The 13321-nt window shown below is 63.8% G+C and carries 14 protein-coding genes; 9 read left to right on the top strand and 5 right to left on the bottom strand.

All coding sequences use genetic code 11. The features are described 5' to 3' along the window. Positions 1 to 83: 83 nt before the first annotated feature. Positions 84 to 377: a hypothetical protein gene (locus LO50_RS15125; protein WP_044315513.1), complete on the top strand. Its 294-nt coding sequence runs from the start codon at positions 84 to 86 to the stop codon at positions 375 to 377. Between the two features lie 82 nt (positions 378 to 459). Here the strand turns inward: LO50_RS15125 and serA are convergent, their stop codons facing one another. Continuing rightward, a complete protein-coding gene (gene serA, locus LO50_RS15120; RefSeq protein WP_014821857.1) occupies positions 460 to 1689 on the bottom strand; it encodes a phosphoglycerate dehydrogenase in 1230 nt (409 codons plus the stop codon). A gap of 199 nt (positions 1690 to 1888) precedes the next feature. Here serA and LO50_RS15115 point away from each other — a divergent pair, with 199 nt between their 5' ends. The 4 genes from LO50_RS15115 (at position 1889) to LO50_RS15100 (ending at position 5936) form a co-directional block, all read left to right on the top strand. Next, complete coding sequence (locus LO50_RS15115) at positions 1889 to 3283, top strand: FAD-binding oxidoreductase (RefSeq protein ID WP_044315512.1); 1395 nt, start codon at positions 1889 to 1891, stop codon at positions 3281 to 3283. A gap of 28 nt (positions 3284 to 3311) precedes the next feature. Further along, entirely contained in the window at positions 3312 to 3977 is a 666-nt protein-coding gene (locus LO50_RS15110; RefSeq protein ID WP_044315511.1) for a fumarylacetoacetate hydrolase family protein, read from the top strand. A gap of 93 nt (positions 3978 to 4070) precedes the next feature. Continuing rightward, positions 4071 to 4967 (top strand): SdiA-regulated domain-containing protein, encoded by an 897-nt coding sequence (locus LO50_RS15105; RefSeq protein WP_173425599.1) that lies wholly within the window; start codon positions 4071 to 4073, stop codon positions 4965 to 4967. A gap of 72 nt (positions 4968 to 5039) precedes the next feature. Next, the gene (locus LO50_RS15100; protein ID WP_044315509.1) at positions 5040 to 5936 is read left to right on the top strand and encodes an SdiA-regulated domain-containing protein; all 897 of its coding nucleotides are present in this window, start codon (positions 5040 to 5042) and stop codon (positions 5934 to 5936) included. A 35-nt stretch (positions 5937 to 5971) separates the two neighbouring features. On the opposite strand, the gene LO50_RS15095 is transcribed toward LO50_RS15100, so the two are convergent. Then, positions 5972 to 6316: a YegP family protein gene (locus LO50_RS15095; protein ID WP_042927874.1), complete on the bottom strand. Its 345-nt coding sequence runs from the start codon at positions 6314 to 6316 to the stop codon at positions 5972 to 5974. 99 nt (positions 6317 to 6415) lie between these two features. Continuing rightward, positions 6416 to 7087 (bottom strand): ribose-5-phosphate isomerase RpiA, encoded by a 672-nt coding sequence (rpiA, locus tag LO50_RS15090; protein ID WP_044315508.1) that lies wholly within the window; start codon positions 7085 to 7087, stop codon positions 6416 to 6418. 158 nt (positions 7088 to 7245) lie between these two features. Between rpiA and ilvA the strand changes: the two genes are divergently transcribed. Further along, complete coding sequence (gene ilvA / locus LO50_RS15085) at positions 7246 to 8760, top strand: threonine ammonia-lyase, biosynthetic (RefSeq protein ID WP_023444536.1); 1515 nt, start codon at positions 7246 to 7248, stop codon at positions 8758 to 8760. A gap of 20 nt (positions 8761 to 8780) precedes the next feature. Next, positions 8781 to 9209: a DUF2269 domain-containing protein gene (locus tag LO50_RS15080; RefSeq protein ID WP_044315507.1), complete on the top strand. Its 429-nt coding sequence runs from the start codon at positions 8781 to 8783 to the stop codon at positions 9207 to 9209. Positions 9210 to 9242: 33 nt separating this feature from the next. Here LO50_RS15080 and LO50_RS15075 read toward each other — a convergent pair whose 3' ends face one another. Further along, positions 9243 to 9896 carry a histidinol-phosphatase gene (locus LO50_RS15075; protein ID WP_044315506.1) on the bottom strand — a complete coding sequence of 218 codons (654 nt, stop codon included), beginning with the start codon at positions 9894 to 9896 and terminating at the stop codon, positions 9243 to 9245. Between the two features lie 184 nt (positions 9897 to 10080). Here LO50_RS15075 and LO50_RS15070 point away from each other — a divergent pair, with 184 nt between their 5' ends. Both LO50_RS15070 and ptsP read left to right on the top strand, forming a co-directional pair. Further along, positions 10081 to 10560, top strand: a complete 480-nt coding sequence (locus LO50_RS15070; RefSeq protein WP_044315514.1) for an RNA pyrophosphohydrolase — start codon at positions 10081 to 10083, stop codon at positions 10558 to 10560. Positions 10561 to 10584: 24 nt separating this feature from the next. After that, the gene (gene ptsP / locus LO50_RS15065) at positions 10585 to 12858 is read left to right on the top strand and encodes a phosphoenolpyruvate--protein phosphotransferase (RefSeq protein WP_044315505.1); all 2274 of its coding nucleotides are present in this window, start codon (positions 10585 to 10587) and stop codon (positions 12856 to 12858) included. A 19-nt stretch (positions 12859 to 12877) separates the two neighbouring features. Here ptsP and LO50_RS15060 read toward each other — a convergent pair. After that, positions 12878 to 13321: NRDE family protein (locus LO50_RS15060; protein ID WP_044315504.1), on the bottom strand; the 444-nt coding region annotated here is incomplete at its 5' end.

Here is a 13321-nt window from a genome sequence, read left to right as displayed (position 1 = left end):
CTCGGCTGTTGCCGGCAGTCGTGCGGAAACCTTTGTCGGTGCCGGCGTGCCGAACCTGCAAGAGCAATGATCGGAGGTGCACGATGGGCATGCTGCGTTTGAGCATTCTGCTGGTGTCGCTGGTGGGTGCGTCGACAGCCCTGGGCGAGACTACCGGGCCGACCAATCCGGAAAAGGCCCGTCAACATCCGCTGGACAACCGCGAGCCGCGGCCGCAGTCGGACCGGCAATCGGACGAGATGGAACAGATCGAAGCACCGATACTGCAGCCGCGCCAGGCACCGATCGAAACCGATGTGCCGCCGACGCCCGAGCCGCGTGACGAGCAGCCAGGGGCGGATGTCGATGCTGCGGGTAATCGGGTGCTGCGCAGCTAGCGGAGAGCGCTCGGGTTTAGTCAGTGCGCATGAACGAAAAAGGGAGGCCGAAGCCTCCCTTTCAACGCACCGCGTCAGCGAATCAGAACAGCACGCGGCTGCGGATGGTGCCGTTGACGTGCTGCAGCTTCTCCAGTGCCAGGTCGGAGTACTCCTTGTCCACGTCGATGACGACGTAACCGACCTTCTCGTTGGTCTGCAGGAACTGGCCGCAGATGTTGATGCCGTTGTCGGCGAAGACCTTGTTGATCTCGCTCATCACACCCGGAATGTTCTGGTGGATGTGCAGCAGGCGGTGCTTGCCCGGGTGCGACGGCAGGGCGACTTCCGGGAAGTTGACCGAGGACACCGAGGTGCCGTTGTCGCTGTACTTGACCAGCTTCTCGGCGACTTCCAGGCCGATGTTGGCCTGTGCTTCGGCGGTCGAACCGCCGATGTGCGGGGTCAGGATCACGCGATCCAGGCCACGCAGCGGGCTTTCGAATTCCTCGTCGTTGGACTTCGGCTCTACCGGGAACACGTCGATGGCGGCGCCGATCAGGTGCTCGTCCTTGATCGCGGCGGCCAGGTGATCCAGCTCGACCACGGTGCCGCGCGCGGCGTTGATCAGGATGGCGCCCTTCTTCATGGCGCGGATTTCCTTCTCGCCGATCATCCACTGGGTGGACGGCAGCTCAGGTACGTGCAGGGAAACGATGTCGCACATGCCAAGCAGCTCGTACAGCGAGCCGATCTGGTTGGCGTTGCCCAGCGGCAGCTTGGTCACTACGTCGTAGAAATAGACCTGCATGCCCAGCGCTTCGGCCAGCACGGAGAGCTGGGTGCCGATGGAGCCGTAGCCGATGATGCCGAGTTTCTTGCCGCGGATTTCGAAGGAGTTGGCCGCCGACTTGATCCAGCCGCCGCGGTGGCAAGAGGCGTTTTTCTCCGGAATGCCGCGTAGCAGCAGAATGGCTTCGGCCAGCACCAGTTCAGCCACCGAGCGGGTGTTGGAGTAGGGCGCGTTGAACACCGCGATGCCGCGTTCGCGGGCAGCGTTCAGGTCGACCTGGTTGGTGCCGATGCAGAAACAGCCGACGGCGATCAGCTTCTTGGCGGCCTCGAAGACTTCCTCGGTGAGCTGGGTGCGCGAGCGGATGCCGATGAAATGGGCGTCGGCGATCTTCTCCTTCAGCTCCTCGGTGGACAGCGCGCCCTTGAGGTACTCGATGTTGGTGTAGCCGGCCGCCTTGAGGGTGTCGACGGCGTTCTGGTGCACGCCTTCGAGAAGAAGAAACTTGATCTTGCTCTTGTCGAGAGAGGTCTGGCTCATCTGCATTAAAACCTTAAGGCCGAAGGATAGGACTGAAGTGTCCAGCGAAGGCTGGCCGACCCGTCATTAGCGGTGTCGGGAGTCTGCCGAGGCACGTTTCAAAGGGGTGCGTATGCTAGCATACGAGCCCCGCGAAACACCCCCACCCCTGTGCTGAAGCGTGCTCAGGGTGACCATGAATCGTATGAGAGTTCCCGTGATGACCGACCCCGCCCTGATCGATGAGCTGAAAACCCTGGTCGAGCCCGGCAAAGTGCTGACCGACGCCGATTCGCTGAATGCCTACGGCAAGGACTGGACCAAGCATTTCGCTCCGGCGCCCTCGGCCATCGTCTTTCCCAAGAGCATCGAGCAGGTCCAGGCCATCGTGCGCTGGGCCAACGAGCGCAAGGTCGCGCTGGTGCCCTCGGGCGGTCGCACCGGGCTTTCCGCAGCGGCCGTGGCGGCCAATGGCGAGGTGGTGGTGTCGTTCGACTACATGAACCAGATTCTCGAATTCAACGAGATGGATCGCACCGCCGTCTGCCAGCCCGGCGTGGTCACCGCCCAGCTGCAGCAGTTCGCCGAGGACAAGGGCCTGTACTACCCGGTGGACTTCGCCTCCGCCGGCTCCAGCCAGGTTGGCGGCAACATCGGCACCAACGCCGGTGGCATCAAGGTGATTCGCTACGGCATGACCCGCAACTGGGTCGCCGGCATGAAGGTGGTGACCGGCAAGGGCGACGTCCTCGAACTGAACAAGGACCTGATCAAGAACGCCACCGGCTACGACCTGCGCCAGCTGTTCATCGGCGCCGAGGGCACCCTGGGTTTCGTCGTCGAGGCCACCATGCGCCTGGAGCGCCAGCCGACCAACCTCACTGCGTTGGTGCTGGGCACCCCGGATTTCGATTCGATCATGCCGGTGCTGCACGCCTTCCAGGACAAGCTGGACCTGACCGCCTTCGAGTTCTTCTCCGACAAGGCGCTGGCCAAGGTGCTGGCGCGTGGCGACGTGCCGGCGCCGTTCGAAACCGACTGCCCGTTCTACGCGCTGCTGGAATTCGAGGCCACCACCGAGGAGCGTGCAGACCAGGCGCTGGCGACCTTCGAGCATTGCGTCGAGCAGGGCTGGGTGCTCGATGGCGTAATGAGCCAGAGCGAGCAGCAGCTGCAGAACCTGTGGAAGCTGCGCGAGTACATCTCCGAGACCATCAGTCACTGGACGCCGTACAAGAACGACATCTCGGTGACCATCGCCAAGGTGCCGGCCTTCCTCAAGGAGATCGACGCCATCGTCGGCGAGCACTATCCGGACTTCGAAATCGTCTGGTTCGGCCACATCGGCGACGGCAACCTGCACCTGAACATTCTCAAGCCGGATGCGATGGACAAGGACGAGTTCTTCGGCAAGTGCGCCACGGTGAACAAGTGGGTGTTCGAAACCGTACAGAAGTACAACGGCTCGATCTCGGCCGAACACGGCGTCGGCATGACCAAGCGCGACTACCTCGAATACAGCCGTTCGCCGGCGGAAATCGAGTACATGAAGGCAGTCAAGGCGGTGTTCGACCCCAACGGGATCATGAACCCGGGCAAGATTTTCGCGGCCTGAACGGCCCACGGATTACCAGGAGTCTTCGATGAGCTACCAGCACCACTACACCGATGGCACGCCGATCCACTATCCGCTGGGTAAGGTGGTCTGCATTGGCCGCAACTATGCCGAGCACGCCAAGGAACTGAATAACCCGGTGCCGACCGAGCCGCTGCTGTTCATCAAGGCCGGCAGCTGCACGGTGCCGCTGGACGACGGCTTCAGCGTTCCGAGCGACCGCGGCGCCGTGCATTACGAAGCGGAAATCGCCGTGCTGATCGGCAAGCCGCTGTCGCGCAAGCCGAACGAAGAAGAGGTGCGCGATGCCATTTCCGGCTTCGCCCCGGCGCTGGACCTGACCTTGCGCGACGTGCAGGCCAGGCTCAAGGAAAAGGGCCATCCGTGGGAAATCGCTAAGAGCTTCGACGGCGCCTGCGTGCTGGCGCCGTTCGTGCCGGGCGATGCGGTGGAGGATCTGGGCGACATCGGCATCCGCCTGACCATCAACGGCGAAGTCCGCCAGGACGGCAACAGCAGCCAGATGCTCAATGCCATCCTGCCGCTGCTGCAGCACATTGCCGGGCATTTCAGTCTGCAGCCGGGCGACGTGGTGCTGACCGGCACGCCGGCCGGTGTCGGCCCGCTCAAGCAGGGCGATCAACTGGTACTGGAGTTGGTCGGGCTGTCGCGTTTCGAAAGCCGCGTGATCTAACCTGCACGCGGCGGGGCAAACCCGCCGCGTCTGCTGCTTCTGTGCGAACCGCTCTCGTGTTGTAATCCAGCACCTTCCGCTGGAATGCTGTTCATGCCCGTTCGTTATTCCCGCTGGCGTCTGATCGTCGCCGCCATCCTGCTGTTGCTTTTTATAGCGCTGCTCGTCGCCACGCGCCTGCTGCACTGGGACGATCAGCTGCAGCTGTATTGGGGCGAGCGTTCGGTCAGCGCCGAACAGCGCGCAGCCAGCATCTGGCTGCCGGATTACGAGTTGACCCTGGAAACCACCCTGGCCGGCCTGGAAGACGAGGAAACTTCAGGACTGACCTGGAATCCCCTGGCCGGCACGCTGTTCACCGTAACCGGCGAACAACTGGTCGAGTTCACCCCGGCTGGCGTCGTGCTGCGGCGCGTCGCGTTGACCGGTTTCGCCGATCCCGAGGCGGTGGAGGCCCTGGGTGACGGACGCCTTGCGATCGTTGATGAGCGCCGTCGGCTGGTGGCGGTTTTCCGTCTGGAGCCCGGCGTGGAAAGCCTCGATCTCGATGATCTGGCCAGCTATGACCTGGGCTTCGCCGATGCCGGCAACAAGGGCTTCGAGGGACTGGCCTGGAACCCGCGTACGCAGCGCCTGCTGCTGGCCAAGGAACGTGATCCGCAGGGCCTGTTCGAGCTGCCATTCCCGGGTGAGGACGGCGCCGCCGGGGCGCTGCAGGCCGTGCCCGGGCAAAGGCTGCTGGTTCGTGACATTTCCTCCGTCGCCATCGACCCGCGCAGCGGCCACACGCTGATGCTTTCCGACGAGTCGCGGCTGCTGGTGGAGCTGGACCTGCAGGGCAAGCCGCGCAGCTTCATCAGCCTGTTCGGCGGACTCAATGGATTGGTGCATGGGATCGAGCAGGCCGAAGGTGTGGCGATGGATGGCGAAGGCAACATCTACGTGGTCGGCGAGCCCAACCGCTTCTACGTATTCAGCCGCAGGCGCTGAACGGCCGCATTAAGCTTGGTGTAAGCCTGACTGAAGACAATCGCTGCCCCAATCCAGGTGAAAGTGGGCCTTATGCGTGCGTTGAAAAGAATCTTGGCGGGGTTGCTGACCGTGGCCCTGCTGCTGGTGCTTGCCGCCGGCGTTCATTATCGGTTGTTTGAGCGTGGCTGGTTCCATCTCAATCAGTGGCATCGCGGTGAACCGGCGGAGGGCGCCTCATTGTGGCTGCCGGATTACCAGGTGACGATCCAGGGCAAGGTGGTCGAAGGAATCGACGACGATCTCTCGGCGCTGACTTTCGACCCGGATCGCAACAGTCTGATCGCCGTCACCAATGGCAATCCGCACCTGCTCGAACTCAGCCTGGAGGGCGATCTGCTGCGCGCGATCCCGCTCGTTGGCTTCGGCGACCCGGAGGCTGTCGAGTACATCTCCGCCGGCGTGTATGTGATCAGCGACGAGCGCCGGCAGCGTCTGTTTCGGGTCGAAGTCGACGAGCAGACGATCATTATCGATGCCACGCACGCCTCACAGCTTTCGCTGGGCATCGACCTCAACGGCAACAAGGGCTTCGAGGGCCTCGCGTACGATACGGCCGGCGGACGCCTGTTCGTCGCTAAAGAGCGCAACCCGGTCAAGATTTATGAAATCGCGGGCTTTCCCTATTCTGCCGAAACGCCAGCAGTACATATCAATGAACACGAAGCCAGACTGTTCGTGCGTGATCTGTCCAGTTTGCAGTTCGATGAGCGCAGCGGACATCTGCTGGCGCTGTCCGACGAATCGCGGCTGGTGGTCGAATTGGGAAGCAAGGGCCAACCACTCAGCAGCCTGGCACTGAACGCCGGCAAGCATGGGCTGGAACAGGATGTGCCGCAGGCGGAAGGCATCGCGATGGGGCCGGACGGCACGCTGTATGTAGTCAGCGAGCCGAACCTGTTCTACGTGTTCAGCAAGCAGGCCAGGTGATCGGTTACCGCCTCGATCACCGGCTTTGAAGGCGGTCAGGCGGCCGACGCGCTTTCGTCCTGCAGGGCGGCATTCGGTGCGTGGCGTAGTACCGAGTCGCAACCCTGCTCGGCACTGTGCAGGCTGGCGTACATCTGACTCTGGCCGATGACCTGCCCGTTGGTTGCCTTGAGCACGAAAAAGTACTTGCCGTTGCTCGACTCCTTGACCTCGAACGCACCTTCGCGCACCGCGTTCTTGCGCACCGAATCGATGCCGTTGAGCGCCGAGGCATGGGCCTTGTACTGCTCGCTGGACAGGATGACCTGACCGTTGCCGGCCAGAAGATTGAAATGGAACTGGCCGTTGCTGGATTTCTTCAACTGGAATTTGCCGGACATGGCGACACCTCCTGTGATGAGCTGCGGCGGACTCGTCGCAGCGCACCTAAAGCGTAGTCGCCAGTTCGGCGTCGCGCCGTTGCGCTTCGCCGCGGCGGATCAGCGCTTGAGTGTCTGCACGCCGTCCTTGGTGCCGAGCAGTAGCAAATCCGCCGGGCGCATGGCGAACAGGCCGTTGCAGACCACGCCGACGATGTCGTTGATCTTGCCTTCCAGTTCCGGCGCGAAGCCGATCATCAGGTTGTGCACGTCGAGGATGACGTTGCCGTTGTCGGTGACCACGCCGTCGCGGTAGACCGGGTCGCCGCCGAGCTTGACCAGCTCGCGGGCAACATGACTGCGCGCCATCGGGATGACTTCCACCGGCAGCGGGAAGGCGCCCAGCTGCTCGACCAGCTTGCTGCCGTCGGCGATGCAGATGAAGGTCTTGGCTACCGCGGCGACGATCTTCTCGCGGGTCAGGGCGGCGCCACCGCCCTTGATCAGCTCCAGGTGCTTGTTCGCCTCGTCGGCGCCGTCGACATAGAACTCCAGTTCGCTCACCGAGTTCAGGTCGTAGACCGGGATGCCGTGCTGCTTCAGGCGCTCGGCGGTGACTTCGGAGCTGGCCACGGCGCCGTCGAAGAAGCCCTTGTGCTTGGCCAGCAGGTCGATGAAGAAGTTGGCGGTGGAGCCAGTGCCGACGCCAATGATGCTGCGATCGCTGAGGTGCGGGACGATATGGTCGACGGCGGCCTGGGCGACGGCCTGCTTGAGCTGATCCTGGGTCATGGCGGGAATCCGGGCGGGAAAGACGAAGGCTCGGATTATAGCCCTCTGCCGGCGGCGGGTCTTGTCATGCCGAAGCCGTGGTGGATTGCCGGTGGTCGCCGGGGGCGTGCGGGGGGTAGACTCCTCGTTCCCTCGCAATGCCTGCCAAGACAGCCAGAATGCTCGAACATTACGTCAAGAAGATCCTCACTTCCCGCGTCTACGACGTCGCCATCGAAACCCCGCTGCAGCCCGCCCGCCAGCTTTCCGAGCGAATCGGCAACCAGATTCTGCTCAAGCGCGAGGATCTGCAGCCGGTGTTCTCCTTCAAGGTTCGCGGCGCCTACAACAAGCTGGCGCAGCTGTCGGCCGAGGAACTGGCGCGTGGCGTGGTCACGGCATCGGCGGGCAATCACGCCCAAGGCGTTGCGCTGGCGGCCAAGCAGTTGGGTATCAAGGCCACCATCGTCATGCCACGCACCACGCCGGAGCTGAAGGTGCAGGGCGTACGCGCCCGCGGCGGCAAGGTGGTGCTGCACGGTGATGCCTTCCCCGAGGCGCTGGCCTATTCGCTGAAGCTGGTGGAAGAGAAGGGCTACGTCTATATCCACCCCTATGACGATCCCGATGTGATCGCCGGGCAGGGTACCGTGGCGATGGAGATCCTCCGTCAGCATCAGGGGCCGATCGACGCGATCTTCGTTCCGGTGGGCGGCGGCGGCCTGGTGGCGGGCATCGCCGCCTACGTGAAATATCTCTATCCAGAGACCAAGGTGATCGGTGTCGAGCCGGACGACTCCAATTGTCTGCAGGCCGCAATGGCCGCCGGCGAGCGCGTGGTGCTGGAGCAGGTCGGGCTGTTCGCCGACGGCGTGGCGGTGGCGCAGATCGGTCAGCACACCTTCGAGCTCTGCAAGGATCATGTCGACGAAGTGATCACCGTCAGTACCGACGAGATCTGCGCGGCGATCAAGGATATCTACGACGATACCCGCTCGATCACCGAGCCGGCAGGTGCGCTGGCGGTGGCCGGGATCAAGAAATACGTCGAGCGCGAAGGCATCAGCGGCCAAGTGCTGGTGGGCATCGACTCCGGCGCCAACGTCAATTTCGACCGCCTGCGCCACGTCGCCGAGCGCGCCGAGCTGGGCGAGAAGCGCGAGGCGATCATCGCCGTCACCATCCCCGAGCAGCCGGGCAGCTTCAAGGCCTTCTGCGAGGCGATCGGCAAACGCCAGATCACCGAGTTCAACTACCGTTTCCACACCGACCGCGAGGCGCACATCTTCGTCGGCGTGCAGACGCACCCGGAGAACGACCCGCGTGCGGCGCTCGTGCAGGGGCTGCGCGACAAGGGCTTTCCGGTGCTCGACCTCACGGATAACGAGCTCGCCAAGCTGCACACGCGGCACATGGTCGGTGGCCACGCCGCCGGCGTCAGCAACGAGATGGTGCTGCGCTTCGAGTTTCCCGAGCGTCCCGGCGCGCTGTTCAACTTTCTCAACAAGCTCGGCGGGCGCTGGAACATCTCGATGTTTCACTACCGTAACCACGGCGCGGCTGATGGCCGAGTGGTAGCGGGGCTGCAGGTGCCCGCCGATGAGCGCCATCTGCTGCCGGCGGCGTTGGACAAGATCGGCTACCGCTATTGGGATGAGAGCGAGAATCCGGCATACAAGCTGTTTCTCGGCTAAGCGAACCTAAAGGAAGGCAAATGGACCACTACCTCACCCTCAGAATCATTCATGGCGCGACGGCGGTGCTGTTGTTGCTGGGTGTCATCGTGCATCTACTGATGCTCTGGAAGGCTGGCCGCGGTGGCGATCAGGCCGTGCTGCAACGCAAGCTGCAGCGCACCCGCCGACTGTCCTTGCCGCTGCTGGCCGTGATCGGCCTGTCGCTGCCGGTGACCGGCTGGTGGCTGACGCATCTGGCCGGGTGGCCGCTGGGCCAGTTCTGGCTGCTGGCCAGCTCCGTGCTGTTCCTCGCGCTGATCCCGCTGGTCCTGCTGCTGGCCGGGCGTCTTGCCGCCTGGCAGGCGCCGGGCAACGCCACTGCGGCGCGTAACGCCGGCATCTACGCTGTGCTGGTGCTGGTCGTGCTGATTGCCATCACCGCCCTGATGGGCGCCAAGCCGGTCTGATTCGACCGGCTCGGGCATGACTGCTGCGCTGGCTCAGCGCAGCGAGATGATCTGCCAGCCACGTTCGGTGGCGAAGTCGCGCAGCACCGGGTCCGGGTCCACCGCCACTGGGTGAGGGACGCGCTGCAGCAGCGGCAGGTCGTTGCGTGAGTCGCTGTAGAAATAGGCATCGTCGAGAGTCTGCTCGGTTTCCGCGAGCCAGCGCTCGATGCGCTGGACCTTGCCTTCCTGGAAGCAGGGGATGTCGGTCAGACGGCCGGTGTAGCGCCCGTCGCGCATCTCGCATTCGGTCGCCAGCAGGGTATCGACGCCCAGGCGTGCAGCGATCGGCCCGGTGATGAAGCGATTGGTGGCGGTGATGATCACTACCTTGTCGCCCGCCTCCAGATGCTGGCGTAGCAGGGCCTCGCCCTTGCTCAGCACGATGGGCTCGATGAAATCCTGCATGAATTCGTCGTGCCACTGCTGCAGCTGCGCCATCTCGCTGCGGCCGAGCAGTTCCTGGCAGAAATTCTGATAGGCGTGCACGTCGAGATTGCCGGCCAGGTAATCCTGATAGAAGGCGTCGTTGCGCGCCTTGTACTGGGTCGGATCGACGATGCCGCGCTGGCAGAGGTATTCGCCCCAGGCGTGGTCACTGTCACCGGCCAGCAGGGTGTTGTCGAGATCGAATAGAGCCAGGCGCACGGATGTTTTCCTCGATGATGGGTCAGGGCAGCCCCAAGCATACCGGTTGCAGCGTCTTGCGCGCAGCCTCGGGCGGCCCCTCACCGAGCGCGCGGGTACGTGCCGAACGGCGGCTTGCCGTGCTTTCGGCTTATCGCGGTTTTGTGGAACAATGCCGCGACATGCGTCTGCGAGGTTGTATGCCGTGATCGACTCCGATGGTTTTCGCCCGAACGTCGGCATCATCCTGACCAACGATGTCGGTCAGGTGCTGTGGGCCAGGCGGATCAATCAGGATGCCTGGCAGTTCCCGCAAGGCGGGATCAACGCCCGTGAAACGCCGGAAGAAGCCCTGTTTCGCGAACTCAACGAAGAAGTCGGCCTGGAAGAGCAGGATGTGAAGATCCTCGCCTGCACCCGTGGCTGGTTGCGCTATCGTCTGCCGCAACGCCTGGTGCGTACCCATAGCCAGCCGCTGTGCATCGGACAGAAACAGAAATGGTTCCTGCTGCGCCTGACCAGCGCCGAAGAGCGTGTACGCATGGACCTGACCGGCAAGCCGGAGTTCGACGGCTGGCGCTGGGTCAGCTACTGGTACCCGCTGGGACAGGTGGTCACCTTCAAGCGCGAGGTCTATCGTCGCGCACTTAAAGAACTCGCACCGCGTTTACCGGTGCGGAACTGAGATTCGGGGAGAAAGCCTCTGAGCATGCTCGGCACGCTGCGCAAGATTGTCCAGGAAGTGAATGCCGCCAAGGACCTCAAGGCGGCGTTGGGCATCATCGTGCTGAGAGTCAGGGAGGCCATGGGTAGCCAGGTCTGCTCGGTCTATCTGCTCGATCCGGAAACCGAACGCTTCGTCCTGATGGCCACCGAAGGCCTCAACAAGCGCGCCATCGGCAAGGTCAGCATGGCGCCCAACGAAGGCCTGGTCGGCCTGGTCGGCACCCGCGAAGAGCCGCTCAACCTCGAACACGCCTCCGAACACCCACGCTATCGCTACTTCGCCGAAACCGGCGAGGAACGCTATGCCTCCTTTCTCGGTGCGCCGATCATCCACCACCGTCGGGTGATGGGCGTACTGGTCATCCAGCAGAAGGAACGCCGCCAGTTCGACGAGGGTGAAGAAGCGTTCCTCGTCACCATGAGCGCGCAGCTTGCCGGTGTTATCGCCCATGCCGAGGCGACCGGCTCGATCCGCGGGCTTGGCCGGCAGGGCAAGGGCATCCAGGAAACCCGCTTCATTGGCATCCCGGGCGCCCCGGGCGCTGGCGTAGGAACCGCCGTGGTGGTGCTGCCGCCGGCTGATCTGGATGTGGTGCCAGACAAGAACATCGACAACATCGAAGCCGAGCTGACGCTCTTCGAAGCCGCGCTGGAGGCCGTGCGCGCCGACATGCGCACTCTCTCGGAAAAGCTCGCCACGCAGATGCGCAAGGAAGAACGCGCGCTGTTCGATGTGTACCTGATGATGCTCGACGACTCCGCCCTGGGCGGCGAAGTGACCAAGGTCATCCGTACCGGCCAGTGGGCGCAGGGCGCGCTGCGCCAGGTGGTCAGCGAGCACGTGCGGCGCTTCGAGATGATGGACGACGCCTACCTGCGCGAGCGAGCATCGGACGTCAAAGACATCGGCCGGCGCCTGCTTTCCTACCTGCAGGAGGCGCGTCAGCAGACGCTGACCTATCCCGACAAGACCATTCTGGTCAGTGAGGAGCTCTCGCCGGCGATGCTCGGCGAGGTGCCAGAGGGCAAGCTGGTGGGCATGGTTTCGGTGCTCGGCTCGAGCAACTCCCACGTCGCCATTCTCGCCCGTGCCATGGGCATTCCGACGGTGATGGGCGCGGTCGACCTGCCTTATTCCAAGGTCGACGGCATCGAGCTGATCATCGACGGCTATCGCGGCGAGATCATCACCAATCCGGGCAAGGTCCTGCGCGAGCAGTATGAAGTGCTGGCCGAGCAGGAGCGCCAGCTCTCCGCCGGGCTCGACGTGCTGCGCGAGCTGCCGTGCGAGACCACCGACGGTCATCGCATTCCGCTGTGGGTGAATACCGGCCTGCTCGCCGATGTGGTGCGCGCGCAGGAGCGCGGCGCCGAGGGCGTCGGCCTGTATCGCACCGAAGTGCCGTTCATGATCAAGGAGCGCTTCCCAAGCGAGAAGGAGCAGATGGCGATCTACCGCGAGCAGCTGGAAGCCTTCCATCCGCTGCCGGTAACCATGCGCAGCCTCGACATCGGCGGCGACAAGTGCCTGCCGTACTTCCCGATCAAGGAAGAAAACCCGTTCCTCGGCTGGCGCGGTATCCGCGTCACCCTCGACCACCCCGAGATCTTCCTGCTGCAGACCCGCGCCATGCTCAAGGCCAGCGCCGGGCTGAACAACCTGCGCATCCTCTTGCCGATGATTTCCGGCATCCGCGAACTGGAAGAGGCGCTGCATCTGATTCACCGTGCCTGGTGCGAGGTGCGCGACGAGGGGCTGGACGTGATCATGCCGCCGGTCGGCGTCATGATCGAAGTGCCGGCGGCGGTCTACCTGACGCGCGAACTGGCGCGCATGGTGGACTTCATCTCGGTCGGCTCGAACGACCTCACGCAGTACCTGCTGGCGGTGGATCGCAATAATCCGCGGGTCGCCGATCTCTACGACTATCTGCATCCGGCGGTGCTCGAAGCGCTGCAGCGTGTGGTCAAGGAAGCCCATGGCGAGGGCAAGCCGGTGAGCATCTGCGGCGAGATGGCGGGCGACCCGGCGGCGGCCATGCTGTTGCTGGCGATGGGCTTCGACAGCCTGTCGATGAACGCTACCAACCTGCCCAAGGTGAAATGGCTGCTGCGTCAGATCAGCATGGATACGGCTCAGCAGCTGCTGGCGCGGGTCATGCTGCTGGACAGCCCGCAGGTCATCCACAGCACGGTCCAGCTGACCTTGCGCAACCTCGGCCTGAGCAAGCTGATCAACCCGTCCGCCGCCGTCTGAGCAATCCGCCGCTCGCCAATCAGCTCGTTGGCGGGTGGCGGTAGCGCACCTCGCCCACTGGGCCGTCCGGGCCGAAACTACGCTCCAGGATGTCCAGCGCTCCGTCGGCATGACGGATCAGCGCTGTGCTGGCGCGCGTGCCGTACTCCGGACTGGCGATGAAGATGCTCGACAGCCGCCTTTCCCATTCCAGCGGCACGCCGGTCTGCGGCAGTTCATGCTCGGCCGCTGGGCTTGGGTCCGCCAGCAGGGCGAGCAGGTTCTCGGGAGTCGCCGGGTCGAGGTTGGTCGCCAGTGCTGCGCGGGCTTTTCTCAGCTTGGGCCAGGGCGTGTCGAGGCCGGCGTTGGACAGACCGTAGATTCCGGGCTGCAACTCCGTCGCCTCACCGCGGTGTGAGTTCAGGTGCCAGAGTGCCTGCCGATCGCCGACCAGCAGGTTGAAGCCGGCGTAGTCGGCGCGGCG

It is taken from the genome of Stutzerimonas stutzeri (assembly GCF_000935215.1).
In the GTDB taxonomy this organism is placed as follows: Bacteria; Pseudomonadota; Gammaproteobacteria; order Pseudomonadales; family Pseudomonadaceae; genus Stutzerimonas.
The sequence above is the reverse complement of the archived record's forward strand: the minus strand, read 5'-3'. Positions and strand labels throughout refer to the sequence as shown.